Origin of the sequence: Hydrogenobaculum sp. 3684, from assembly GCF_000213785.1 — a bacterium.
GTDB lineage: Bacteria > Aquificota > Aquificia > Aquificales > Aquificaceae > Hydrogenobaculum.
In genome coordinates this window covers 1,484,883-1,509,824 of record NC_015557.1, presented here as the reverse complement: position 1 = coordinate 1,509,824, position 24,942 = coordinate 1,484,883, and the positions used below count along the sequence as shown (strand labels likewise).

Genomic DNA, 24,942 nt, shown 5'->3' with positions numbered 1-24,942 from the left:
TCAATATCTTTTTAGGTCTTTGGCTTTTAAAATAGTATCTGTTAGAAAATCTAAATCCACCTTCATAGAACCCCAAACGTTTTGAGCAAGCTCATCGAAGCGTTTTCCTATAAGCTTTAAAGCGGTATTTACCAAAGAGTCTTTGTCGTTTACCCATTTCATAAGCCCCACATCCACCACATACTTATCGTAATGACTTATAAAGCTTCTTGTGGATATAACAGGTGTGCCAAAGTAAGTGGCTTCAAGGTTTATGGTACCGCCTCCTCCGATAAACAAAGATGCGTATGCAAGAAGATGCTGTATCTTGTATTTTTTTTCTAATATGATGGCAAAATCAAAAAGCTCTTTTAAGGGCTCTGCCTCGTACCTTGGTATTATTACAAACGTTGCATCTATTTTATCTTTTAGTTCTAAAAGCCCATCATACAAAAGGCTGTATTTTTTCATCACATAAGAGGCTTTAAACTCCTCTTCTCTTACCACTATAATGGGTTTATCTAAAGGTATCTTCATTACATCCTTTACATAGTTTATATCTGGTTTAAAATCATAAAGCCATATCAAAGGATCTATGAAATCGTATGTATAAACCTGATCTTTTTCCAAAGCAAACCTATAAAATATCTCATCTGGCACCACGAAAGGCTTTAGGGCCACAGTAGAAAGAGGAAGCGTAAGCCTTGCCTGAGGCAGGGCTTTTTTAAAATCATGCTTATAATCAGACAAAGGTATATCGTAAAAATTTACTATAGGTATACCAAGCCCGTAAGCCACTCTGTTGGCATCTACAGAGCATATGCTTACCATAATATCTGGATTGTACTTATCAAGAAGTTTTGTCATCTGATACATTCTTTCTATGCTCGCATGAAGCTTACCGTTTAGAGTACCGCCCCCAAATCCCCCTACAACTTCGTAAGGGATATTAAGCATATCAAGGAGCTCTACAATCTCCTCATAGCCTTCTGATTTTCTGGTGGTAATTAAAACACGCTCCCCTTGGCTATCAAATTTTCTTATGATGGGACTAAAAAAAAGAGCCGCTTTAGGAGTTACTATATCAAACCATATCATTCAACATATTATAACAAATCATATTTTATCTTCTAAAAAGAATATTTAGCAATATTGTTAGTAAAATACTTAAAATTATAGAACTCACCAAAGGAAAGTAAAACACAAAGTTTCCATTTTTATAAACAATATCCCCCGGAAGCCTTCCTAATGGGATGTTTAATTTTCCAAATATAATTATCAAAAGCCCTAAACCAATGAGTATAAAACCAAATATTATTAGGAGTTTTGCAAATTCGTTCATAGCTTTAACTCTACAGGATAGTTGTCTGTAAAGCAAGCATCACAAAAAGAATCTGGTTCTTGAACAGACCTCATAAGCCCTTCTAAGGATAAATATTTTAAAGAATCGGCTCCTATAAACCTTCTTATATCTTCCACAGACATATGGCTTGCCATAAGCTCTTCTTTTGTGGGCGTGTCTATACCGTAATAACAAGGCCCTATAACCGGTGGAGAAGCTATCCTCATATGTACTTCTTTGGCTCCGGCTTCTTTTAAAAGGTTTACTATACGCTTTGAGGTAGTCCCTCTTACAATAGAATCATCTATCACCACTATGCTTTTATCCTTTATAATACCTTTGTTTGGATTTAACTTCATCAAAACGCTTAGATTTCTAATATCTTGAGTAGGAGCTATAAACGTCCTTCCTATATAGTGATTTCTAACAAGTCCCATTTCGTAGGGAATATTCTTGTACTGGCTATATCCTATGGCTGCTGGCATACCAGAATCCGGTACTGGAATCACTATATCTGGAAATATATCGTCCTCTTTAGCAAGTTCCATACCCATTTTCTTTCTAACGTTGTAAGAGTATTCAGAAAATATAAAGCTATCAGGTCTTGCAAAATATACATGCTCAAAGATGCATTTCTTTGGTTTTGGGCTTTTAGCAAAAAAGTAAGTTCTTATACCGTTTTCATCTACTATAGTGATTTCCCCAGGCTTTATCTCACGCCAATAATCCGCTTCTATAATATCAAAAGCACAGGTCTCAGAGGCAAATACGATAGCGTCTTGACGTCTTCCCATCAAAAGTGGCCTAAAACCAAGAGGATCCCTAGCGGCTATAAGCTTACCGTTTATTATCATAAGTATACTATAAGCTCCCTCCACAAGCTTTAAAACACTAACAAGATAGGGTATAAGCTCTTCATCCAACATATGAGCACTTATAGATGCATCTTTTTCTACTACATCTAAAAGCCCTAAAAACACCTCTGTATCAGAAGAGCATTTTAACTCCACTTCGTTTGCAACAAGAAGCCTTCTTAGAAAGTTATAGTTTGTAAGGTTTCCGTTATGAACCACAGCCACTTTTCCAAACCTTTTACTTTCTCTAACTATAGGTTGAATATTTTGAGCAGAATCACCACCAGTAGTAGAATATCTAACGTGAGATATAGCTACCTTACCTTTTAAATTTTTTAACTCTTCTTTGGAAATGGCCTCCAGCACAAGGCCTTTGTTAGCAACTCTTTTAATATCATCCTCATAATAAGAGCATATACCAGCGCTCTCTTGGCCTCTATGCTGCAGAGCGTATATACCAAAGTAAGCAAACGTTGCTGCCTTTGGGAAATCTAAAGTTTCCTCTTCGTTCAAATAAACGCCAAAAACACCGCACATCAATTATAATATAAATGATTTTTGTTAAAAAGTTATGGCAAATTTTATAACTACTCTTAGAATATTTTGTGGCATAGTGGCCTTTTGCTTTATAATATCTTCTCACTACTTTATAGCTCTTATAACATTTAGTATAGGAGCAATATCGGATTGGTTTGATGGCTCTATTGCAAGAAACAACAACGCTATCACAGAGTTTGGAAAAGTGTATGACCCTTTTGCAGATAAAATCTTAGTTTTAACAGCGGTTATGGGGCTTTTATACAAACATATGTTAAACCCCTATGCAGCTACGTTTTTGATGATAAGAGAACTAACAGTGTCTTTTCTAAGAAGCATAGCAAAGAATAAAGACAAAGGGGCTATTTTAAGTGGAAAAATAAAGGCGTTTTTTGAGATGTTTAGTATCATTGTAATACTTCTTGGTGAGGTAAAATTTGGTAATATGCTTTTCGATATAAGCCTTATTTTTGCATATATTTCTTTGTATGGTTATTTAAAAAGATGGTTTTATGAGTGATATAATAGAAATTTTTGGCAAAAAACATACCGCCCACGGATTAAATTTTTACCTAACTCACTTTGACCTTTTAGCAAAATGCCTTGATAGAGACCACTACGCTTTCTTGGTGGGAGGATACGTAAGAGATAGAATAATAGGAAAACCAATAGACAAAAGTGTAGATATAGATATTATAACCACTCAAGAACCAATAACTGTTGCAAACCGTTTTAAAGAACTTCTTTTCCAAACATACAACATAAAAGCCGATGTATTTGAGTTTGAGAAAAAAGAACCTTGGATAAAAAGAAACAAAATAGCCACTATAGTATTTAACGAAGGAAGTTTCAAATATAGATTTGATATAGCAATATTAGAAAGTGGTGGATTAAAAAGTTTTTTTGGTCTAAGACCAAGCCCTGAAGAGTGGGAAAAGATCCTTGAAAAGGATTTAAAAGATAGGGATTTTACCTGCAACGCAATAGCTGTAAACTTAGATGATGTGCTATCTGTGGGAGCTCAGCAAACGATTCTTTTTGATCCAACCGGTGGTATAAAAGACTTAGAAAATGGACTTGTAAGAGCAATATCTTATGAAAATCTCAAAAAAGACCCTATAAGGCTTTTAAGGGGAGTAAGGATAGCAAACGAGCTTGATTTTGAGTTAGAAGAGGGTTTTATAAATTTCTTAAAAGAAAACCATACACTTCTAAAAACCAGTGCAAAAGAAAGGATAGCAGTAGAGTTTTTTAAGCTTTTAAAATTAAAAAAATCCTACAAGGGAATGGAGCTTCTTTTTGAGACAAATGCCATTTACAGCATAATACCATATTTAGAGGATATAAAAAAAGTTTCAAATCAAGGGCATCATCACATATACCCCCTTGATAAACATACGTTAAAAGTCTATGAGTATGCGGATAAAATCCTTGAAAATGAGGATGTAAACTTTGATAAAGAGCTTTTAAATTTTATAAAAAGCCAAATACCAGCCTATCAATTTTTAGGGGATTTTGGCACAAAAGAGGCTATAAAACTAAGCGCTTTACTACACGACATAGGAAAGCCTCACACCATGAAAATAGATGAAAAAGGTAACATCACCTTTTACGAGCATGACAAAGTAGGAGAAGAACTAACGGCAAAAATATCTAATGAGCTTACCTTTGGAGAAGATCTTTCAAGGTTTTTACAAAAAATGGTAAGAATGCACCTTAGGATATTTTATCTAAGGGAATCTTTGGAGCATCTCACACCAAGAGCCTATGGAAAGCTCTTAAGAGAAGTAGAAGATGATATATACCCTCTTATGATACTAACTATAGCAGATGCCTTGGGATCTAAAGACGATGAGCCCACTATGAAAGCTTTAGAAAAAACCATAAAAAATATAATAGAATTTAAATTAAAAAATGTACCAAAGCCTATAGAACCACTTCTTAGTGGAAAAGATATAATGAATATACTAAATATACCAGAGGGGCCTACCGTTGGGCTTTTAAAAAATAAACTATTAGACCTTCAATACGAAGGTGCAATAAAGACAAAAGAAGAAGCAATAGAATGGCTTAAAAAAGAAGGTGAACATATAAATATATGAAACTCTGGGACCTTTATGAGGGCAAAGACTACAAGATAAACCCCACTTTAGATAGAATACTAAAAGCAAGAGACTATGTAGGAAACCCAGAAAAACACTATAAATCTGTAATAGTGGGCGGTACCAACGGCAAAGGCTCTACCTGCGCTTTTTTAAATTATCTTCTGATAGAGCATGGCCTTAACACCGGATGGTTTGTATCTCCTCATCTTGTTAGAGAAAACGAAAGATTAAGAGTAAACAACATTCATATAAAAGATGAAGAGTTAGAATACTATGTCAAAAGCCTAAAACCTGTATTTGAAAAATTTGAGCTAACTTACTTTGAAGCTATAACTCTGATAGGGCTTTTATACTTTAAAGACAAAAATGTAGATATAGTAGTATGGGAAGTAGGAATGGGCGGAAGATGGGACGGCACCAGAGCCTCTTCACCTTTTATTGGGGTTTTAACAAACATAGGAAAAGACCATATGAAATGGCTTGGCAACACCGTAGATAAAATAGCTTTAGAAAAGCTTGAAATAGCAAACGGCACAAAAGCACTCCTAATAGGAAACAATAGATACCCACTATACCCAATGGCAACAGAAAAAGCAAAAGAGCAAAACACAAAGCTTTTTGTAGCAGGGGAGGATTTTGAATACAAAGGTTATGTAGATAAGCATAGCACTTATATAGAAGAGTTTAATTTTTTAGATTTTAACATGAAAAGCCTAAAACTTGGGCTTTGGGGCAAACATCAAATAGACAACGGAGCTTTGGCATTGGCATCGTTTCTTAGTATACCTACGGTAGAAACTCTATTTAAACCAAAAGAAGAGCTTATAAAAAGGGCGTTAGAAAAAACCTATTGGGAAGGGCGTATGGAGATTTTAAGAGAAAAACCCCTTATAATGATAGATGGAGCTCACAACGTAAGTGCTTTGGTAAAGATTATAAAAGATATAAAAGAACATTTTGATATAAAGCTTGTAATGGGAAGTTTAAAAGACAAAGAATGGCAAAAAGAGTTAGATATACTAAGAACTTACTTTGATGAGATTACGTTTGTACCCATTCACTACAAAAGAGCAGAAGATATAGATAATATGCTAAATTATGCAAAAAGTATAGGTTTTAAAACCCATACTTTAGAAGACGCAAAAGATATTTTAAATCTAAAAGATGATGTATTTGTCTTTGGTTCTTTGTATCTTCTTGGTGAGTTAAAAAGAGCTTTGGAAAAATCATAATTTAAATATTCTTTTCTATCTCATTTATTACGCTTTTTATAACAGGTAGATATTTCTTAATATTTTGAAAAATTTTATCGGCAACCTCTTCGTGATAAGTGTGAGATGTAAGATTTCGATCGTCTATTGCCTCTAAAAGTGTAACAACATCCTGAGAACTTAGATAACCAGACCCGAAAAAATCTCTTATACAAGATTTTGGAGATCTGCATTCTATTCCTTCTTTTAATTTTAAAAACTCTTTAACAGTTTTCCATAAAATCTCTATGGTAAACTCAAACCGCTGTATAGTAGAATCTCTGAAAAACGAATAATCGGCGGTATTTTGAGAGTTTATAGTTTTATCGTAGGACTCTTTTAACCTTGAAAACGCATTTTTTAAATCTGACAACAATCTATCTAAAGCCATCTTTGTCCTTTTTCGTAAACTATAGGTTTAAGATGAGGTGCCATCTTTAAATCCACAAAATCCACCTTGTAAGGAAGCGTGCTTTCTTCTATTATATATCTTAACAAAGTCAAACACTCTGTTATATCCTCTTCTGTGTCAATAGCTATATCAACATCGGAAAAATCTGAATTGTTTCCATAAGCCCTAGAACCAAACAGATAAATTTTTACATTCTTATCTTTGAAATAATCTTTTAAAAACTCTTTTAAATCTTCTATAGTTTTTATCTTAAAAGCCATAAACTGGTATAATAGTATAGCATGATCATATACGTAAAGGCGTTTTGGAGGCAAAAATGTATTTTCAGGATATAATACTTAATCTTCAGGATTTTTGGTCTAAAAATGGATGCGCTATAATGCAAGGATACGATATAGAAGTGGGGGCTGGTACTATGAACCCAGCTACTTTTTTAAGGGTGCTTGGCAAAAAACCCTTCAGCGGGGCTTACGTAGAACCATCCAGAAGACCAAAAGATGGAAGATATGGGGAAAACCCAAACAGGCTTCAGCATTATTTTCAATTTCAGGTGATACTAAAACCTGCCAAAGAAGACTCTCAAGAGCTATATCTTAAAAGCTTAGAAACCCTTGGTATAGATCAAAACCTTCACGATATTAGATTTGTGGAAGATGACTGGGAAAGCCCTACACTTGGAGCTTGGGGACTTGGTTGGGAAGTGTGGTTAGATGGGATGGAGATAACACAGTTTACATACTTCCAACAAGCAGGGGATATAGATTTAGATCTTATAGCCTGTGAAATCACCTACGGGCTTGAGCGTATAGCGATGTATCTTCAAAATGTTGACAACGTATTTGATTTAAAATGGAACAAACATCTTACTTACAAAGATATATACTTTGAGTTTGAAAAAGAGTGGTCTATCTACAACTTTGAAAAATCAAACCAAGATAGACTTTTTAAGCTTTTTGAAATATACGAGCAAGAAGCAAAATCTCTCATAGAAGAAAAACTCGTTTACCCGGCTTATGATTACGTATTAAAATGCTCTCATACATTTAACCTTCTTGATGCAAGAGGCGCTATATCTGTCCAAGAAAGAACAAACTACATAAAACGCATAAAACAAATGGCATCTTTAGTGGCTTCTTTATACATAGAAAAGGAGAATAGCCTATGAACGATATTCTTTTAGAGCTTCAAACGGAAGAACTACCCTCTTCATTTTTACTAAAAGCCAACGAAACCTTAAAAGATATAGTAATAAGCTTTTTAAAAGATAAAAATATAGGAATAGATAATAGCATCAGCGTATTTACAACCCCAAGAAGAATAGGTATTTTGATAGAAAATTTACCAGATCACAACAAGAAAGAAGAAATCCTTGTAATAGGCCCTCCTTATGAAGCCTGTTATAAAGACGGAGTTCCTACAAAAGCTTTAGAGGCTTTTTTAAAGAAAAATAACGCTTCTTTAGAAGAGACTTTCAAATACGAAAAACAAGGAGGAGTTTACATAGCCATAAAAAAACAAACCGGTGGTATACCAATAGAAGAGCTTTTTAAAGAGTTTCCAGATTTTATAATAAAATCTCTAAACTACAAAAAGATGATGAGATGGGACAACTCTTCTATGAGGTTTCCAAGACCCATAAGAGGTATAGCCCTTGTTTTAAACGACAGACCAATACTGCCTTATAAAAACACATCAAAAGGCCATAGGTTTTTATCCAATGAGTTTGTAATAGAGCATGCAAAAGCCTACGAAGAGCTTTTAAAAAAGCATTATGTAATACCAACATTCAAAGAGCGTAAAAGCATCATATTAGATCTTGTCTTATCAAAAGCCAAAGAGCTAAATGTTACACCAGATTACGAAGAGGAGCTTATAGATGAAATCACAAACTTGGTAGAATACCCATATATTGTTATAGGGGAGTTTGAAAAAGAGTTTTTGAGTTTACCAGATATAGTTATAAAAACTGTGTTAGCTCATCATCAAAAGTTTATTACCACAAAACAATATAGCATTACAAACATATTTTTTGGTATATCAAACATAGAAGATAAAAAAGGTTATATAAAAAACGGTTATCAAAAAGTGGTAAAAGCAAGGTTAAGAGATGCCATATTTTTCTACAACGAGGATCTAAAAAAACCTTTTCATTTTTTCGTGGAAGAGCTAAAGGGTATTATGTTTCACCACAAGCTTGGAACGCTGTTTGATAAAACCAAAAGACATATAGCTTTGGGAGAGTATTTAGACCATCAAAACAGCGTACTAATAAGAGCCTGTGAACTTTCTTTGTTTGATATAGCCACAAACATGGTAAAAGAGTTTGACGAGCTTCAAGGCTATATGGGTATGATATATGCAAAAGCCAAGAACGAAGACGAAGAACTATCAAAAGCCCTTTTAGAACAATATATGCCTGATAAAATAGAAGGTATTCAGTCTACCAAAACGGGGGCTTTGCTTGGTATCATAGTAAAATCAGACAACATAGTATCCCTTATCGCCGCTGGTGAAATTCCAAAAGGTACATCGGATGCTTACGGTATAAAAAGAAACATATACGGTATTATAAAAACTATTTTAGATCATGATCTTGATATAAATTTAGAAGAGCTTTTTGGAAAAGTTTTTGAGCTTTTAGAAAACAAAGAAAAGCTTCTTAGCTACGAAGAGATTTTATCTCATATTAAAAACCTTTTTAAAACAAGACTAAACACTTACTTTGAAGAATATCCTTACGACATAGTAAGAGCTGTTTTGGAAGTAGAAGACCCTCTTAAGGTAAAAGATATAAAAAACAAGATAGAGCTTTTATCTTCCAACAGAGATATTGTAGAAAGCATAGCAAAAGCCTACAAAAGGATAAGAAAAATACTACCAAAAGACTTTAGCCCAAAGGATATAAAACAAGAGCTTTTTGAAAGCGACTTAGAAAAAGAGCTTTACAATATATTAGAAGATATAAAAGATAAAGAACTCTCAAAAGAGCTATTGGAATACATAGACCACAAGAAAAAGATAATAGATGAATTTTTTGATAAAATACTTGTTATGGCTGAAAATATAGATGTTAGAAACAACAGACTTAGCTTACTTTACAATATCTATAAAAGCCTAAAGCAGATAGCAGATTTTGAACACGTTGTTATAAAGGAGGCATAAAAAATGAGTATCGGTAAAAAAATAAGACTTGAACGTATCATCAACAGAGAAACCCAAAAGACCATCATAGTACCGATGGATCATGGTGTAAGCTCAGGGCCTATAGAGGGTCTTGTGGATATGAAAAAAACCATAGAGGCCGTATCAGAAGGTGGTGCCAACGCAGTTTTAATGCACAAAGGCCTTGTAAAAGCAGGCCATAGAGGCTCTGGTAAGGACATAGGTCTTATAATACATCTTTCTGCTTCCACAGACCACTCACCTACAAAAAACGATAAGGTATTAGTTTGCACAGTGGAAGAAGCTATAAGGCTTGGAGCGGATGCAGTTTCTATACACGTAAACATAGGGGCTCCAATGGAAAGGGAGATGCTAAGAGATTTTGGTTATGTGTCAAAAGTGTGCGATGAATGGGGTATGCCACTTTTAGCGATGGTATACGCAAGAGGCCATGAGATAAAACCCCAAGACCAATACGATAAAACCTTTGTAGCTCACTGCGCAAGGATAGGAGAAGAGCTTGGAGCTGATATTGTAAAAGTCCCATATACCGGCGATGTAGAGTCTTTCAAAGAAGTGGTAAGAGGCACCCATATACCTGTGGTGATCGCAGGTGGGCCCAAGATGAAAACTGAAAAAGATGTGCTTGAAATGGTAGAAGGTGCTATAAAAGCTGGAGCAGCTGGGCTTTCTATAGGAAGAAATATATTCCAAGCCAAAGACCCTAAAAAGATAACAAGGGCCATGTATATGATAGTACACGAGGGCAAAACTGCAGAAGAAGCAGCTAAATTTTTACACTCATAAATAATAGGAGATAAGGATGATATTAAAAGGTAAAAAAGCTCTTATAATGGGTTTAGCAAACGATAAGAGTATAGCCTATGGTATAGCTAAAAGCTTCAAAAGAGAAGGAGCTGATATAGCTATAAGCTACGCCGGTGAATCTGTGAAAAAAAGAGTGATGCCTATAGCCCAGGAGCTTGGCACTGAGCTTGTTTTTGAATGCGATGTATCCAAAGACCAAGACATAGAAAACCTAGCAAGCAACATAAAAGAAGCTTGGAACAACATAGACATAGTAGTGCATTCTATAGCCTATGCTCCAAAAGATGAGTTTAAAAATGGTGTTATAGATACCACAAGGTCTGGTTTTAACATAGCCATGGATATATCCGTTTATTCGTTCATAGCTGTAGTTAGGGCATTCTCAAACATCATGAACGAAGAAGGGGCGTTTTTGACGCTTTCTTACTACGGAGCCCAAAAGGTAGTACCTCATTACAACGTTATGGGTATAGCAAAAGCAGCTTTAGAAAGCGCCACAAGGTATTTGGCTTTTGATGTAGCAAAGAAAAATCAAAGGGTAAATTGCATATCAGCAGGTCCCATCAAAACACTATCTGCATATAGCATAACTGGTTTTCATATACTGATGGAGCACACCGTTAAAGTAAGCCCCCTTGGAAGACATGTCACCATAGAAGAAGTAGGTGATACAGCTGCATTCTTATGTAGTGAATGGGCAAGGGGCATCACAGGTCAAACCATATATGTAGATAGTGGTTATAGTATAATGGGTGTTTCTGATAAAGAAGAGGAGTAAAAGTTTCATTGATAGAGCATCTTAGTTCAAAAAACTTTGATAAAGAGCTAATAGGTCATTGCATAGGTTGTAACTGCGGTTGTAAGTTTATAGCTTATATAAAAGATAATCAAATAATAGATGTAACAGGGCATCCATCAGACAGACTTGGGATGGGAAGCTTCTGCACAAAAGGTATAGCGCTTGTCCAAGAACTTCCTTTCTCAGAGTTTAGGCTAAAAGAGTCAAAAGCTATTGATATAGACATAACAAATAAAGATACAGCTATATACGTAGATAGATTTTGCACAGAGGAAGAGCTTCAAAGGGCTTTTTCTTTTACAGAAAATATATATTCAAACATGCTTTACGTAGAAAAGCCAAAAACCATAGAAATAGAACATATACCAGACAAAAAAGTCATATTAAACATATCAGAACCCTCTTATTACGATGTGATGCTATCAAGATGGATCATAGACGCTAAACAAAAAGGTGCAAAGCTCTTTAGCGCTGGTGCTATTTATACAAACATGAGTTTTAAAGCAAACTACAAAAAACTTATACCGCCTTCAGAGTTTTTAAGCTTTTTAGAAAATATAAAAAATGCTTTTGAAAAGGGATATCACGAAGATGAATTTATAAACAAGTTTTCGCTTTTTTCAACAAAACTAAGCGATGCTCTTATAATAATAGAAGACAGCTATATTAGGATAAATAGAGATTTTGTTTTGGGATTTTTAAAATATATGAAAGAAAAACATAACATAGATTATATCATTACCGGCAACATAACCCATTGGCCTGTAAAGGGAATAGAAGGAATAGATAAACATGAGGTTATTGTAAACTTAGGGGATATGTTTAGATATATACCGGATGGCAAATTAGACAGTCTTTCTAAAAAAGATGTAATAACCATCTCTCATATGGCAAACATGAGCGCAAATTTATCAAGATACTATCTTCCAAGAAAGTTTTTTATAGAGATGGATTTTACCAAAAAAACAGCGTTTTTAGAAGTAGATTCCAAAAAGCTTTTTGAAAATGAAAACGCCTATACGCTTCTTGATATAATACCACAAGTGGATAAAAATATATCTCATACTAAAAGCCCAAAACAAGAAACTATAACCTTAAAAGGTTATACCCTTTTTATAGGGCATAGTGTAGTAGATGAAATTGGGCATTACTCAAGATGGCTTCACGAGATAGAACCAAACCAATACGTATATATAAACAAAACCCTTGCCGATAGTATAGATATAACCGACGGAGAGCTTTTAGAGATAACCACTGAGTATGGAAAAGCAGTCTTAAAGGTAAAAATATCTGCCAACATACCAGAACATACATTTTTCATCTCAGATGGCTTTGATGAATATCAACCTTTCTACGAAGGTGTAAGACCAGGGGTGCTGGCTATTGACAAAACTTTTGTGAGCGTGTTAAGATATAGGAAGTTATAAACCAAAGGAGGTATTGTATGAGTTTAGAAGGTAAGTTGGTAGTGTTCTTGGATGAGGTGGGTATCTCTGATATAGGATATGTAGGTGGCAAAAACGCATCTTTGGGGGAGATGATAAGACACCTAAAACCAAAAGGGGTAAACGTACCTTATGGATTTGTGGTAACTGCTGAAGCCTATAGATATTTTATAAAACACAACAACCTTGAACAGAAGATAAAAGATACATTAAAAGATTTAGACCCTTCAAACTTAGAGCAGCTTGCCAAAAAAGGGCATGCTGTAAGAGAGATGATAAGGGCTGGAGAATTTCCAAAAGACTTGGAAAATGAGATAATAAAAGCCTACGAAAAATTATCACAAATGTATAAAACACATGCTGTAGATGTCGCTGTAAGATCATCTGCCACCGCTGAAGATTTGCCGGATGCCTCTTTTGCAGGTCAACAAGAAACTTACCTAAACGTAGTGGGAGCTCAAAATGTCTTAGTAGCAGTAAAAAATGGTTTTGCATCGCTTTTTACAGATAGAGCTATCTCATACAGACATTCTCACGGCTTTGATCACTTTAAAATAGCTATATCGATGGGTGTACAAAAGATGGTACGCTCAGATCTGGGTGCATCTGGTGTTATGTTTACCATAGACACAGAAAGCGGGTTTAAAGACGTGGTAGTTATAAACGCTATATACGGTCTTGGAGAGATGATAGTACAAGGTATGGTAACTCCAGACGAATATATGGTCTTTAAACCAACACTAAAAAAAGGCTTTTCTGCCATTATAGAAAAAAAACTTGGCAAAAAAGATAGAAAAATGGTATATGGAGTGGGGTCTGATAGGGTGAAGATAGTAAACGTACCTCAAAATGAGCAAAAAGTTTACGCTTTAAACGACGATGAGATATTAACTCTTGCCAAATGGGGTATAGAAATCGAAGAACACTACAAAAAGCCAATGGATATAGAATGGGCTAAAGACGGAAACGACAATCAACTTTACATAGTCCAGGCAAGACCAGAAACAGTCCAATCAAGACGTGCTCAAGATAAGCTCGTTGTATATGAAATAAAAGATCCTCTTGAAGAAAGGATCCCACATAGAATACTAAGCGGTATAGCTGTAGGCGATAAGATAGCAAAAGGCACGGTAAAAGTAATTCACAGTATAAAAGAAGCTGTAGATTTCAAAGAAGGGGATATATTGGTCACAGACATAACAGATCCAGACTGGGAACCTATTATGAAAAAAGCAGCTGGTATCATCACCAACAGAGGTGGTAGAACTGCCCACGCTGCTATAGTGGCAAGAGAATTTGGAGTACCAGCAGCTGTAGGCACTCAAAAAGCAACGGAAGTGCTGAAAACCGGTATGAAAGTAACACTTTCTTGCGCTGAAGGAGAAACTGCTTACGTATACGATAAAGAACTTGATTTTGAGACAAAAGAAATAGATTTATCCAATATCAAAAAGCCAAAAACCAAGATCATGATAAACGTAGCAGATCCAAGCTCTGTGTTTAGATATGCAGCTATCCCAAACGACGGTGTTGGTCTTGCCAGAGAAGAGTTCATAATAGCAAATTACATAAAAGTACATCCTTTAGCCCTTATAAACTTAGACTACGTAAAAGAAAAAGACCCAGAGCTTTATAAAGAGATAGAAAATCTAACATTTGGCTATGACAACAAAGAAGAATACTACGTAAAGAAGCTTTCTTACGGTATAGCAAAGATTGCTGCAGCTTTTTATCCAAATCCTGTGATAGTGAGGTTTTCTGATTTTAAAAGCAACGAATACGCAGGTCTTTTGGGCGGTAAGTACTTTGAGCCAAAAGAAGAAAACCCGATGATAGGTTGGAGGGGAGCATCCAGATATTATTCAGATAAGTTTAAAACGGCTTTTGGTATGGAATGCAAAGCCATATTAAGAGTTAGAAACAAGATGGGTCTTGACAACGTAAAGGTTATGATACCTTTCTGTAGGACACCGCAAGAAGGTGCAAAAGTGTTAGAAACCATGAAAGAGTTTGGGCTTGTAAGAGGGGAAAATGGTCTTGAAGTATATGTGATGGCAGAAATACCAAGCAACGTTATATTGGCAGAACAATACGCAGAGATATTTGATGGATTTTCCATAGGTAGCAATGACCTTACACAGCTTACCCTTGGCATAGATAGAGACTCTGATTTGGTGGCTCATCTTTACGATGAAAGAAACGAAGCTGTAAAAATCATGGTGGCAAACCTCATAGATATAGCTAAGAAAACCGGTAGAAAAGTAGGGATATGCGGACAAGCTCCCAGCGATTTTCCTGATTTTGCCCAATTTTTAGTGGAAAAGGGTATAGATAGTATCTCATTAAACCCAGATTCTGTATTTAAAACTATGCTTGCCGTCGTAGAAATGGAGGAAAAACTAAATAAATAATATAGGATGGAGTATTTTTTATGGAACGAGTAGTTCCTCTTGCCAACAAACTTTTGGAAGAGAACGGTAGTATACTCTTGGTTTGTCATGAGAACCCAGATGGCGATACTCTTGGCAGTGCATTGGCACTTTATATTTTTTTAAAAAAGCTAAATAAAGATGTATATGTCTTTTGCAAAGACAATATACCAAAGTTTGCCCAGTTTTTACCAAGGGTAAACGAAGTCCTTCATCCAAAGGACTTGGAAGGCAAAACCTTTGATTTGGCTATAATAGTAGATGCAGCTGGCTTTAAAAGAGCCAATTTTGAAATATCCTCACATCTCAAAGCCCGCATCGACCATCATGTGGGTGGGGATTTCTATGGGCTTTACGATTTTATAGATTTCACATGTGCTTCCACTACACTTTTGGTGTATGAGCTTTTAAAATACATAAACAAAGACCTCATAGACAAAGATATCGCTCTGTGCCTTTACACTGGTCTTTGCACAGATACTGGATTTTTTAGGTATTCCAATACCACAAAAGAAGTTTTTGATGCAGCCTCTTCTTTATGCGCTTATGGAGTAGAACCAAACTACGTCTGGAAAAACTTTGGAGAAAGAGAGAGCTTAGCAAAGCTAAGACTTATAAGCAAAGCCCTAGAAAACCTTGAGATATTCCACAGCGGAAAAACCGCCGGTATCGTTATAACTCAAAGTATGATAGAAGAAACAGGGGCTCTTTACGAAGACACCGAAGGGCTTGTAAATTATCCAAGAAGATTAGAAGGGGTTTATGTGGCTTTTGCTATGATAGAAACCAAAAAAGAAGATGGGTCTACGTTTTGGCGCGTATCTTTAAGAAGCAAAGAAGAGTCTGTAGATGTATCTAAAATAGCCCAGCGTCTTGGTGGCGGTGGTCATAAGTACGCCTCTGGTTGTAAATTGTACGATGATATGCATACATCCTTATATAAGCTCTTAGACAGCATAGCGCTAGAACTAAGTAATCTTGAAAAAGCCAAAGAGATTTCTTTAGAAGAAGTGCAAGTTTAAAAAATTACATAAAATTATATTTTTAAAAGCCCCGAGGCAAAAAGCCAAGGGGCCAACTATATGAACTAATCAGTTGTTGTCATCTTCTAGCATAATATTTCCAGTAAAGTATACATTAGAAGCACAGTTTGATGCGCTGCATGTGTTCACATCAAGAAGATAGCTACTGCCTACTGTAAATGAGCTCCAAGTCATAGAAAGTGGGTAAATAACAGGGTTAAAAAGAGGAATTGTGACTAAAGTAGTGCTGTCTTCTTTTGCCAACGTTAAATAGCCATTTGTATAGCTATTATAATAGCTATTATAAAAACCACCTACTGTTTGAGTTATAAGGGATGCGCTGCATATATTGTTTGTAAAGCTACTGCACACTACAGCCACTTTTAAACTATTAGAAGAAGCGCTTTGAAGAAGACTAGATACGCTTGAGGTTAGCGAGCTATACACTACAGTATAAGAATTATCATCTTTTACAATATTAAAAGCGGTAGTAGATAAGTTGCTTACATATCCTCTTAGCCTTAGCATAACATTGGATGGCTCATTTTCATTTTCCATGGTTATAGGCCTTGTAGCAAAGCTAAATTGGCAGTTAGTACCAGATGTAATCATATAACTATCTTTTAAATCAAAATCAATATCTACGTAGGAGTTTGTACCTGATAGTGCACCGATGTTTCCAGTCATATCAAGCGTACATGAAGAACCACTCCCACAGTTTACAGTATTTGGCAGTGTAACATTTGAATTAGCATTTGGATTGTAAGAAGTGAGTGTACACATAGTAGAGCTATAAGTAACTGGTTCAATAACACTTACTGTATTTGAAAGAACTATATCAAGCCTATTGTAAGCACTATCGGACGGACAGGCAGTTGTACTTATATACTGGGCAATACCCGATAAGCTAGCAAGATTTATATAAACTGGAGTAAAGCTACTAAACAAAACGCAAGCATTACCATCTCCAGTATTAGCAAGAGATATACTGTATATACCTACTGTTACGTTTGGAAAATTAGAAGCATCATCTTGGATGTAAGCGCTTGTTGTAGTAAAACCACTACCAGAACTAGACGAAGAGCCTGAACCACCTCCTACACCACAAGCGCTTAAAAGCGCTCCAATACCTAAGACAGCAACAGCTACACTACCTTTTCTAAGTATAGTGTTTTTCATAAAAACCTCCAAAGATAATCTTAAACATAAATTAACATAAACATAATGAATACAATATGAAAACCATCACCATATCAAAAAACCGCTGTACAAGTTTACTACATCGTGAACACATAAAACCTTAGCAAACTTATCGTATAATAAGTGTCTGTTAAGAAGACGGGCATTTGAAACGTGCTCACGCATTCTGTTCATATTCTATATGAACTTATACACTATATCTTCTCCCACTCAAAACCCACAATGTTCTTATCTTTCTTGCTAAACTCTATCCCTATTAGATAGATCTTTTGGTACTTGCCTATATACTTCTCATAATACTTTTTATCTTTTATCTGTTTTAAAGCATTTCCTTTCTCTTTGTCCTCTACTACCTTAAACTCTATTATATAAACGCTGTCTTGGTTAAAGACACTAAGATCTATCTGGCCTTTGTTTGTGTTATCTTCTGCTATTACATTTAGCCCTGCTCCGTTAAAAAGTGCATATACGATAGATGCATAAAAACCCTCATAAGAATCTATATCGTTTTTCCTATACCAATCATGTGGAATGCTTGCAAAAAATCTATGTAAGATGTCTTTTAATTTTTCTACTTGTCTATTCTCAAAAGCCTCTATTAGACCTATTTCAGTTTTATCTTTTAAAGAAATATTTTCTATCACATAGCCTAAGAAAAAGTCGTTAAAACTCATTTTTACTTCAAGGTTTGGAAAAGATAGTGTATATAAGTTTTTGTTGCCTTTTGTTTTAAACTCTTTTATGGTAAGATAACCAGCTTGAAACAAAAGATTTTCTATCCTTATATTATCCACATCAAGGTTTGATAAAATCTCTTCTCCTACTTCAAGGTCTTCAAGTTCTGGTAGATAGTATTTATTTTTCATAAACATCTTAATAAGGAATGTGGGTGTTCCTGTTTCAAACCAGTAAGGTTTAAACATTTTCTTATCAAACAAAAGCAATATATCAAAAGGATTGTAAACGCTCTCTCCAAGCCAACTATAGCCGTTATACCACTCTTTTATCTTCTCTTTATCAAAATCTTTCAATCTATCTTCAAAAACATTTTCAAGCTCAGATTGGGTATAACCGCAAACAGTTGCAAAGCTTGGGTCTATAGTAATATCGTTTAACTGGTTTAAACCGCTAAATATTGACACTTTTGAAAACCTTGATACACCTGTTAGGAATACAAGTTTTAGATAAGGATCTGCATCTTTTAACACCGAATAAAAATCTTTCAATATTTCTCTATTTTCTTTTGCTACTTCTATATTCTCTATCGCATCTAATATTGGTTTATCATACTCATCTATGAGTACTACTACTTGTTGGTTGTATTTTTCGTATAGTTTTTGGATAAGTTCTAAAAACATTTGGCTTGGACGCTTTTCTTTTAAGTTTATCTGTTCTTTTTCTGATATCCTATTTACTTGAGATGTCATTAGATCCAATAAAATATCTGAAGTTCTTATATTTCCACTTGCAAAGCTTATTTTTATAATAGGATATTTCTTATCCCAATCCCAATTATCATATAGATATAACCCTTTAAAAAGTTCTTTGTTGCCAGAAAAAGCTTCTTTTAAGGTATCAAGAAAAAGAGATTTTCCAAATCTTCTGGGACGAGATAGAAAGTAATATCCACCGTTTTCTAATTTTTTAACAAACATTGTTTTATCTACATAGTAATAGTTGCTATTTCTTATTTTTTCAAAGGTTTGTATACCTATTGGTAAAAGCTTCATAATGTGATTATACCACAGCCTTTTTTATAAGGTTAAGTTGGCTACATCGTGAATACATAAAACGTGACAGACTTCATTATATCAAAAAACCACTTAGAGTGTATAATTAATTCTTATGATTTATACATTGGAAGAGGCGGTAAAAAGGATAGAGGATTATAAATCTCAAAATAAGAAGATAGTTTTTACAAATGGATGCTTTGATATAATACATGCTGGGCATGTAAAGTATTTAAACATAGCCAAAACCTACGGAGATATATTGATAGTAGGGCTAAATTCCGATAACTCTATAAAACGTATAAAAGGAGATAAAAGACCCATAGTACCCCAAGAACAAAGGGCGTATGTGCTTAGTCAGTTAAAACCTATTGATATAGTTGTTATCTTTGAAGAAGACACACCTTATAATCTTATAAAAGCTATAAAACCAGATGTGCTTATAAAAGGAGCAGATTGGAACATAGAAAACATAGTAGGAGCAGATATAGTACTTTCAAACGGAGGTAGTGTAAATACAATAAAATTTGATTACGATACATCCACATCTAAGATTATTCAAAAGATAATAGAGCTTTACTGTGAAAAGTGATATAATTATATAATAAGGGTTGCTAGCTCAGTCGGTAGAGCAACGGACTCTTAATCCGTAGGTCGGGGGTTCGATCCCCCCGCAACCCATGTAAATATCTAATGCTATGATATAATAAAATCATGCTAGGATTTTATTTTTTATACATTGATACCTTATATAAGTGCTGTTAGAAAATATGTATATATGCTTTTATAAAAACGGAAAAAAAGAATATTACGAAGTTGATAAAAGCGTAAAAACTATTTCAATACCAAACAATAAAGGTGTTTTTACCAAAAAGGTGCTTGTAATATCTTCCAAAGATATCTTTTACTCAAAAGAGAGCTTTCCTAAAACCTCTTACGAAAACTTAAAAAGCATTGTAAAAAACTATGTAGAGGATATATACCAAGATGAGAGTATGGATTTTACTTTTAACGTAGCAAAAGTATATGAAAACACGATGAAAGTAAACATATTTGCCTATCCTTCAAGCATCTTAGAAGATGTGAAAAAGAATTTTGAGTTTAACTACGTATTGGTGGAACCTCTTTGCTTTAAAGTGGACGAAAACAGTATTTTGATATACAAAGAAGATGATATATACAACATACTAGCAGTATCAAAAGAGGGACTTTATAGCTATCTTCAGCTGCATACGTTTTCAAAAGACTATCTTGATCTTTTTATAAAAGGGCTTAGCGATTTTGACATTAAAAGCGTTATCTCTTATGAGGATTTGGATTTAGATAATAGCGTTGTAAAAAAAACACCAAAAAGCTATCCCATTTTCTTAGACTATATAAAGTACATAGATTTAAAGCCTTACAAAAGGTTTAGGGCTTTTAGAATAAACGAAGATTTGGTGTTTAGGATAATAATATACTTTCTTATAGGATATGCTGGTGCTCTTTATGTAAACCACAGATACTACCAAGAAAACATAGAAAAAATTACATACCTTGATAAAAAACTAAAACCCTTTATAAAAAGTAAATTGAGCACCGAAGAAACCCCAAAAAAGCACTATGAAAAATCGTTTTTAAAAGATTACAAAAACACCATAGCAAAAATTGATCCTATATTTGTGCTTGATGATATAGCCTCTCACCTTCAAAAAGGCGATTATATCACGCAGATAGATATAAAATCATTGCACCCAAGTACCCCTGAAGCATCTCTTATTATAAACACTAAAGAGCCTTTTAAAGTTTTAGAGGGCTTTTCAAAAGATAAGTGTTTAAAGAATTTCAACTTAGAATCTCCTATATCAGAGAATATGCAAAAATTATATAGTATAAATATGAAGGTGGAATACCTATGCGTACAATAGCGCTACCAAATCTTTCAAGATTAAAAGAAAGCTATAAGAGTATAGATCGTAAAAAACTTGGTATATATATAATAATAATCCTTTCTATCCTTAGGTTCATCATCTATCCTATGAACGAAAAGATAAAAGAAGATAAATCAAAGCTAAATTCAAAACTAAAAGATTATATGGAAGATATAAAATTATACACCTCAAAAAAGATAGAAACGCCAAAAGAAGAGACCAAAAGCAGTAAAATATCTATAGAAAACCTACACAAAAGCGATGAAAAAGCAAAAGACATTCAAATATCCATTGCAAAGATTGTGAAAAAATACGCCAAGAAAAACAACATAAGCATACAAAGTATAGAAATGCCAAAACCATCCAAAACAAAGTACATAGAGCAAATAGATGTAAAGATAAGGCTTTCTACCCAAGACCCTTATAAGATATTCTCACTTTTTCAATATTTAGAAGCTATGCCAAAGTACACCATCATAAGAGAGACCCAAATAAACGCCTTTGGAACCAACGTAAACTTTTATTTTACAATAACCACTTACAAATTGGTAAAACCCGTATGATAAAGCTTGGTAAACAAGATGTAATTGCGTTTTTAATAAGCTTTTTCACAGCTTTTATAATATTTAAAAATACACCTTCTATAGAATATCCAATCCTCCATCTTTCTTCTTATCAAAAGCCCAAAAACCAAAACATCCAAAAAGAAGAAACGCCTACAAGAACCCTTTATAAACCAAAATACATTTTTGTAGAAAACATATTTAACCTACCACCGCCACCGCCTCCAACACTGCCCTCTTTAGCCCAAGCTATTTTCGTAGCAAACACTGTAAAACTGTCTGGTGTATTTGAAAGAGGAAACATGCGCTTTGCAGTGCTAACCCTTCCAAATAACAGCATGATAACAGTGCATCCGGGCGAACTAATACCGGCTGATTTAGGTGGGCCTTCAATCCCTAACTCGGGTGGGATGCCGGGATTACCAAGCTTACCACAGCTTCTTGGCATGTCACATCCTCCTTTCCCACCTCCCAATACAGCCCAAGGGACTCCAACAATATCAAAAGTACAAAAAAGCAAAAAAGGACCTTTTATAAAGGTCTTAGCCATAGGACCAAACTACGTTAGTCTTTCGTTTGTACAAAAAATCCCAGAAAAAAAGGGTGCTTTGGTAACTTACAAGTACAAATTTTACAAAAAAACCCTTAGGATATTTAATTTTGAGGTGAATCATTATGAAAAATAAAAAGTTTTTAGCGATCTTTGGTGCATCTACGCTTTTATTTTACTCTTGCGCTATGACACCAAAAGAGGCAAACCAGATAACAGTGACAAAACAGATAAAAAAACCACAAGAAAACGAAAAAAAGAACAACTTAGGTGTTATATCAGAAGGTTTTCCAACAAACGTAAATCCTTTAGAACCCATCCCCATACCAGATTTTTACAAAAAACCTAAAAACACTGCCACAGCACCTCCCCCACCTCCCGAAAAAAACAAAAAACTTGATTTATCAAAGGTAAAAATAGGAACCAAAGAACCTGTAGCGATAAATGTACAAAACATGCCTCTTGGGGATTTTGTCCAATACGCTTTGGGACAGGTGTTAAAGGTACCTTATTTTATAGACCAAGCCACCCAAAACAACAAAACACCCGTAACTATAAACATGCCCGTTAAACTAAAACCGCAGGACGTACTTAAGTTGGTTTTGGGGCTTTTAGAAAAAAACAACGTAGAAGTATCTGAAAAAGGAGGGGCTTTGTATCTAAATGCAAAACCCACAAACGTAACTCCTTCGCCTCCTCAGGAAGTAGTATTTTCAAGAAAAGCCTTAAACACCTTCCAAACAATAACCCAGATAGTACCGCTTAAATACATAGACCCAAACACCGCCATAAACCTCATACACAACATATACCATTCAAGCTTGGATGTGCAGATATTCCCAAAAGCAAACGCCCTAATGATGACAGGACCTGGTTATTCTATCAAAAGCCTCATAGACTTTTTAGATGCCATAGATATCCCTTATATGAAGAACAAAAAACCGGTACTCCTTCATCTAACCTATTGGTCTCCACAAGATTTTGTAAAACAAATATCAAGCATATTAGAAGGTCTAAACATACCCATAGCTCAAAACCCAAACCAACCGGGCGTGCTTTTTGTACCTATAGATTATCTAAACAGTGTTATGGTGATACCCCCAGACAGCAAAACCCTAAAGCTTATTATGTATTGGGATAAAAAGCTTGATACAGCAGAATCAGCGGGCACCGAAGAAAAAGCTTACATATACAAACCAAGGTTTACAAGGGCCACAGAGCTCGTACAAGCACTACAGTCTTTATACAGCATAACATCTACAACCACTGCCAAAAGCGGAAAGACCCCAACGCTTAAATCAAGCCCTGTGATATCACCCCAAGAAGCGGCCGGACAGCTAAACACCTTGGCAGGTCCAAGTGCCTATGGAAATTACGCCGGCATGAGCCCTTATGGAGGTATGGGAAGTGCCATAGTACCCTCGATGCAGGGAGCGGTACCCACTTCAAACTTCAACACCGGTCCAGAGGTGTTGGCCTTTTCCTCAAAAGATCTAAGGATAGCAGCGGACGATAGAACAAACACCATACTTATAGTAGCCACGCCCACCAAATACAAATTGGTAAGAAGTTTGCTCCAAGAGTTGGACAAACCACCAAAGCAAGTGCTTATAAAAACCACGATAGCCGAAGTAACACTAACTGGCTCACTGCAATACGGTATAGAGTGGTATATACAAAACAGGTTTAAAAAAGGTACATACACCGTATCCACCTTAGGAAACTTAGGAGTGGCAACATCTGGGGGATTGGTGGCCACATACATCACAGATTCAAAGATATTCCAAGCCCTCCTTAACATGTTTGCTCAAAAAAACAAGGTTAAGATACTATCAACGCCTACACTCCTTGTTCTAAACAACCATCCAGCCAGCATAGATGTGGGTACTCAAGTACCTGTTATAAATTCTCAAGCTACCTCGATAAACGTACCATCCACTACAGGGGGCGCTGGTATCATCCAAAGCGTTCAGTATGTAAACACCGGTATCATACTAAACGTACTTCCTACCATAGAAACCAACAACTTGGTAAACCTAAACATATACCAAGAAGACAGCACAGCCCAGCCAAACAACACCTCCGGCATAAACTCCCCTATCATACTAACAAGAAATATAAATACCACCGTGGTAGTGCCAAACGGAGGCACCGTAATACTCGGTGGTCTTATATCCCAGCAAAAAGGCACAGGTGTATCTGAAATACCAATTTTGGGAGATATACCTATATTGGGTAATTTATTTAAAAATACATCCATCAACAACACCAAAACAGAGCTAATAATCATGCTTACACCTTACATTATCACAGATACAGAAGAAGCTCAAAAGATAACGGATGAAATAAAAAGCGAACTTAGTTTTTACAAGGATCTAAAATGACTATCATTGTAAAGTATATGGATTTTAGATATAATTAAGCTTATGAGAAGAAAAAGAGGTTTTACGCTTATAGAAATACTTATAGTGGTGGCCATAATAGGGCTTATAGCTTCTTTGGTAATGCCAAACATATTTAAAAAGTTTGAACAATCTAAAGAACAGATTGCAAAAGCTCAAATAGAAACACTTTCTTCAGCGGTACGCTCTTACATGATGGATATGGACAAATGCCCAAAATCCTTGGAGGATCTTATAAAAAACGAAGACAACAGCCCAAAATGGCACGGACCTTATCTGTCTAAGGAAAAAATACCCTTAGATCCTTGGGGACATCCTTATCAATTTAAATGCCCGGGAGAACACGGAACTTTTGACATATGGTCTTTGGGACCAGACGATAAACTTGATAAAAAAGCCATAACAAGCTGGGAATAACCTTTG

23 protein-coding genes and 1 tRNA gene are annotated in these 24,942 nt (G+C 35.2%); 17 read left to right on the top strand and 7 right to left on the bottom strand.

The window, feature by feature from the left end; genetic code table 11:
- Genes HYD3684_RS07975 through purF form a run of 3 tightly spaced genes read right to left on the bottom strand, consistent with a single transcriptional unit; the run spans position 1 to position 2,712 of the window.
- On the bottom strand, positions 1 to 1,077 hold the full coding sequence (locus HYD3684_RS07975) for a DUF354 domain-containing protein (RefSeq protein ID WP_015420146.1): 1,077 nt from the start codon (positions 1,075 to 1,077) through the stop codon (positions 1 to 3).
- 25 nt (positions 1,078 to 1,102) lie between these two features.
- Positions 1,103 to 1,321, bottom strand: coding sequence for a DUF2905 domain-containing protein (locus HYD3684_RS07970; protein ID WP_015420145.1), 219 nt, complete (start codon positions 1,319 to 1,321; stop codon positions 1,103 to 1,105).
- Entirely contained in the window at positions 1,318 to 2,712 is a 1,395-nt protein-coding gene (gene purF, locus HYD3684_RS07965) for an amidophosphoribosyltransferase (RefSeq protein WP_015420144.1), read from the bottom strand. Before purF ends, HYD3684_RS07970 begins: the two co-directional genes overlap by 4 nt.
- Positions 2,713 to 2,746: 34 nt before the next feature.
- Here purF and HYD3684_RS07960 point away from each other — a divergent pair, with 34 nt between their 5' ends.
- From HYD3684_RS07960 to HYD3684_RS07950, 3 genes are read left to right on the top strand one after another with little or no spacing between them, the layout of a single operon-like run.
- Positions 2,747 to 3,232, top strand: coding sequence for a CDP-alcohol phosphatidyltransferase family protein (locus HYD3684_RS07960; protein ID WP_015420143.1), 486 nt, complete (start codon positions 2,747 to 2,749; stop codon positions 3,230 to 3,232).
- Positions 3,225 to 4,814, top strand: coding sequence for an HD domain-containing protein (locus HYD3684_RS07955; protein WP_015420142.1), 1,590 nt, complete (start codon positions 3,225 to 3,227; stop codon positions 4,812 to 4,814). Before HYD3684_RS07960 ends, HYD3684_RS07955 begins: the two co-directional genes overlap by 8 nt.
- Positions 4,811 to 6,049, top strand: a complete 1,239-nt coding sequence (locus HYD3684_RS07950; RefSeq protein ID WP_015420141.1) for a folylpolyglutamate synthase/dihydrofolate synthase family protein — start codon at positions 4,811 to 4,813, stop codon at positions 6,047 to 6,049. Before HYD3684_RS07955 ends, HYD3684_RS07950 begins: the two co-directional genes overlap by 4 nt.
- 1 nt (position 6,050) lies before the next feature.
- On the opposite strand, the gene HYD3684_RS07945 is transcribed toward HYD3684_RS07950, so the two are convergent.
- Entirely contained in the window at positions 6,051 to 6,458 is a 408-nt protein-coding gene (locus tag HYD3684_RS07945) for an HI0074 family nucleotidyltransferase substrate-binding subunit (RefSeq protein WP_015420140.1), read from the bottom strand.
- Entirely contained in the window at positions 6,449 to 6,739 is a 291-nt protein-coding gene (locus HYD3684_RS07940; RefSeq protein WP_015420139.1) for a nucleotidyltransferase domain-containing protein, read from the bottom strand. The genes HYD3684_RS07945 and HYD3684_RS07940 overlap by 10 nt, the downstream gene beginning before the upstream one ends.
- Before the next feature lie 56 nt (positions 6,740 to 6,795).
- Here HYD3684_RS07940 and HYD3684_RS07935 point away from each other — a divergent pair, with 56 nt between their 5' ends.
- Genes HYD3684_RS07935 through HYD3684_RS07905 form a run of 7 tightly spaced genes read left to right on the top strand, consistent with a single transcriptional unit; the run spans position 6,796 to position 16,164 of the window.
- Complete coding sequence (locus HYD3684_RS07935; RefSeq protein ID WP_015420138.1) at positions 6,796 to 7,644, top strand: glycine--tRNA ligase subunit alpha; 849 nt, start codon at positions 6,796 to 6,798, stop codon at positions 7,642 to 7,644.
- The gene (gene glyS, locus HYD3684_RS07930; protein WP_015420137.1) at positions 7,641 to 9,641 is read left to right on the top strand and encodes a glycine--tRNA ligase subunit beta; all 2,001 of its coding nucleotides are present in this window, start codon (positions 7,641 to 7,643) and stop codon (positions 9,639 to 9,641) included. The genes HYD3684_RS07935 and glyS overlap by 4 nt, the downstream gene beginning before the upstream one ends.
- A 3-nt stretch (positions 9,642 to 9,644) precedes the next feature.
- Positions 9,645 to 10,448, top strand: a complete 804-nt coding sequence (locus tag HYD3684_RS07925; RefSeq protein ID WP_015420136.1) for a 2-amino-3,7-dideoxy-D-threo-hept-6-ulosonate synthase — start codon at positions 9,645 to 9,647, stop codon at positions 10,446 to 10,448.
- Between the two features lie 16 nt (positions 10,449 to 10,464).
- The gene (locus HYD3684_RS07920) at positions 10,465 to 11,247 is read left to right on the top strand and encodes an enoyl-ACP reductase (protein ID WP_015420135.1); all 783 of its coding nucleotides are present in this window, start codon (positions 10,465 to 10,467) and stop codon (positions 11,245 to 11,247) included.
- Between the two features lie 8 nt (positions 11,248 to 11,255).
- On the top strand, positions 11,256 to 12,695 hold the full coding sequence (locus HYD3684_RS07915) for a molybdopterin dinucleotide binding domain-containing protein (protein ID WP_015420134.1): 1,440 nt from the start codon (positions 11,256 to 11,258) through the stop codon (positions 12,693 to 12,695).
- Positions 12,696 to 12,712: 17 nt separating this feature from the next.
- Positions 12,713 to 15,124 (top strand): pyruvate, water dikinase, encoded by a 2,412-nt coding sequence (ppsA, locus tag HYD3684_RS07910; protein ID WP_015420133.1) that lies wholly within the window; start codon positions 12,713 to 12,715, stop codon positions 15,122 to 15,124.
- 20 nt (positions 15,125 to 15,144) lie between these two features.
- Positions 15,145 to 16,164 (top strand): bifunctional oligoribonuclease/PAP phosphatase NrnA, encoded by a 1,020-nt coding sequence (locus HYD3684_RS07905; protein ID WP_015420132.1) that lies wholly within the window; start codon positions 15,145 to 15,147, stop codon positions 16,162 to 16,164.
- Between the two features lie 69 nt (positions 16,165 to 16,233).
- Here the strand turns inward: HYD3684_RS07905 and HYD3684_RS07900 are convergent, their stop codons facing one another.
- Entirely contained in the window at positions 16,234 to 17,343 is a 1,110-nt protein-coding gene (locus tag HYD3684_RS07900) for a DUF4382 domain-containing protein (RefSeq protein WP_015420131.1), read from the bottom strand.
- Between the two features lie 215 nt (positions 17,344 to 17,558).
- A complete protein-coding gene (locus HYD3684_RS07895; protein WP_015420130.1) occupies positions 17,559 to 19,094 on the bottom strand; it encodes an ATP-binding protein in 1,536 nt (511 codons plus the stop codon).
- Between the two features lie 115 nt (positions 19,095 to 19,209).
- Between HYD3684_RS07895 and rfaE2 the strand changes: the two genes are divergently transcribed.
- The 7 genes from rfaE2 (at position 19,210) to gspG (ending at position 24,936) form a co-directional block, all read left to right on the top strand.
- Complete coding sequence (gene rfaE2 / locus HYD3684_RS07890) at positions 19,210 to 19,686, top strand: D-glycero-beta-D-manno-heptose 1-phosphate adenylyltransferase (protein ID WP_015420129.1); 477 nt, start codon at positions 19,210 to 19,212, stop codon at positions 19,684 to 19,686.
- 16 nt (positions 19,687 to 19,702) lie between these two features.
- A tRNA-Lys gene (locus HYD3684_RS07885) sits at positions 19,703 to 19,775 on the top strand.
- 74 nt (positions 19,776 to 19,849) lie between these two features.
- Positions 19,850 to 21,001, top strand: a complete 1,152-nt coding sequence (locus HYD3684_RS07880) for a hypothetical protein (RefSeq protein WP_238524026.1) — start codon at positions 19,850 to 19,852, stop codon at positions 20,999 to 21,001.
- The gene (locus HYD3684_RS07875; RefSeq protein ID WP_015420127.1) at positions 20,989 to 21,567 is read left to right on the top strand and encodes a hypothetical protein; all 579 of its coding nucleotides are present in this window, start codon (positions 20,989 to 20,991) and stop codon (positions 21,565 to 21,567) included. The genes HYD3684_RS07880 and HYD3684_RS07875 overlap by 13 nt, the downstream gene beginning before the upstream one ends.
- Entirely contained in the window at positions 21,564 to 22,253 is a 690-nt protein-coding gene (locus tag HYD3684_RS07870) for a hypothetical protein (RefSeq protein WP_015420126.1), read from the top strand. The genes HYD3684_RS07875 and HYD3684_RS07870 overlap by 4 nt, the downstream gene beginning before the upstream one ends.
- Positions 22,243 to 24,501, top strand: a complete 2,259-nt coding sequence (gspD, locus tag HYD3684_RS07865) for a type II secretion system secretin GspD (RefSeq protein ID WP_015420125.1) — start codon at positions 22,243 to 22,245, stop codon at positions 24,499 to 24,501. The genes HYD3684_RS07870 and gspD overlap by 11 nt, the downstream gene beginning before the upstream one ends.
- Positions 24,502 to 24,543: 42 nt before the next feature.
- On the top strand, positions 24,544 to 24,936 hold the full coding sequence (gene gspG, locus HYD3684_RS07860) for a type II secretion system major pseudopilin GspG (protein WP_015420124.1): 393 nt from the start codon (positions 24,544 to 24,546) through the stop codon (positions 24,934 to 24,936).
- Positions 24,937 to 24,942: the final 6 nt, after the last annotated feature.

Excerpts from the sequence above, each read along its gene's own strand:
- rfaE2 (WP_015420129.1), top strand. The coding sequence starts at position 19,210 with ATGATTTATACATTGGAAGAGGCGGTAAAAAGGATAGAGGATTATAAA.
- purF (WP_015420144.1), bottom strand. The coding sequence starts at position 2,712 with ATGTGCGGTGTTTTTGGCGTTTATTTGAACGAAGAGGAAACTTTAGAT.
- HYD3684_RS07950 (WP_015420141.1), top strand. The coding sequence starts at position 4,811 with ATGAAACTCTGGGACCTTTATGAGGGCAAAGACTACAAGATAAACCCC.
- HYD3684_RS07940 (WP_015420139.1), bottom strand. The coding sequence starts at position 6,739 with ATGGCTTTTAAGATAAAAACTATAGAAGATTTAAAAGAGTTTTTAAAA.
- HYD3684_RS07920 (WP_015420135.1), top strand. The coding sequence starts at position 10,465 with ATGATATTAAAAGGTAAAAAAGCTCTTATAATGGGTTTAGCAAACGAT.
- glyS (WP_015420137.1), top strand. The coding sequence starts at position 7,641 with ATGAACGATATTCTTTTAGAGCTTCAAACGGAAGAACTACCCTCTTCA.
- gspG (WP_015420124.1), top strand. The coding sequence starts at position 24,544 with ATGAGAAGAAAAAGAGGTTTTACGCTTATAGAAATACTTATAGTGGTG.
- HYD3684_RS07870 (WP_015420126.1), top strand. The coding sequence starts at position 21,564 with ATGATAAAGCTTGGTAAACAAGATGTAATTGCGTTTTTAATAAGCTTT.
- HYD3684_RS07970 (WP_015420145.1), bottom strand. The coding sequence starts at position 1,321 with ATGAACGAATTTGCAAAACTCCTAATAATATTTGGTTTTATACTCATT.
- HYD3684_RS07895 (WP_015420130.1), bottom strand. The coding sequence starts at position 19,094 with ATGAAGCTTTTACCAATAGGTATACAAACCTTTGAAAAAATAAGAAAT.
- HYD3684_RS07875 (WP_015420127.1), top strand. The coding sequence starts at position 20,989 with ATGCGTACAATAGCGCTACCAAATCTTTCAAGATTAAAAGAAAGCTAT.
- HYD3684_RS07945 (WP_015420140.1), bottom strand. The coding sequence starts at position 6,458 with ATGGCTTTAGATAGATTGTTGTCAGATTTAAAAAATGCGTTTTCAAGG.
- HYD3684_RS07960 (WP_015420143.1), top strand. The coding sequence starts at position 2,747 with ATGGCAAATTTTATAACTACTCTTAGAATATTTTGTGGCATAGTGGCC.
- HYD3684_RS07905 (WP_015420132.1), top strand. The coding sequence starts at position 15,145 with ATGGAACGAGTAGTTCCTCTTGCCAACAAACTTTTGGAAGAGAACGGT.
- HYD3684_RS07975 (WP_015420146.1), bottom strand. The coding sequence starts at position 1,077 with ATGATATGGTTTGATATAGTAACTCCTAAAGCGGCTCTTTTTTTTAGT.
- HYD3684_RS07935 (WP_015420138.1), top strand. The coding sequence starts at position 6,796 with ATGTATTTTCAGGATATAATACTTAATCTTCAGGATTTTTGGTCTAAA.
- HYD3684_RS07900 (WP_015420131.1), bottom strand. The coding sequence starts at position 17,343 with ATGAAAAACACTATACTTAGAAAAGGTAGTGTAGCTGTTGCTGTCTTA.
- gspD (WP_015420125.1), top strand. The coding sequence starts at position 22,243 with ATGAAAAATAAAAAGTTTTTAGCGATCTTTGGTGCATCTACGCTTTTA.
- ppsA (WP_015420133.1), top strand. The coding sequence starts at position 12,713 with ATGAGTTTAGAAGGTAAGTTGGTAGTGTTCTTGGATGAGGTGGGTATC.
- HYD3684_RS07955 (WP_015420142.1), top strand. The coding sequence starts at position 3,225 with ATGAGTGATATAATAGAAATTTTTGGCAAAAAACATACCGCCCACGGA.
- HYD3684_RS07925 (WP_015420136.1), top strand. The coding sequence starts at position 9,645 with ATGAGTATCGGTAAAAAAATAAGACTTGAACGTATCATCAACAGAGAA.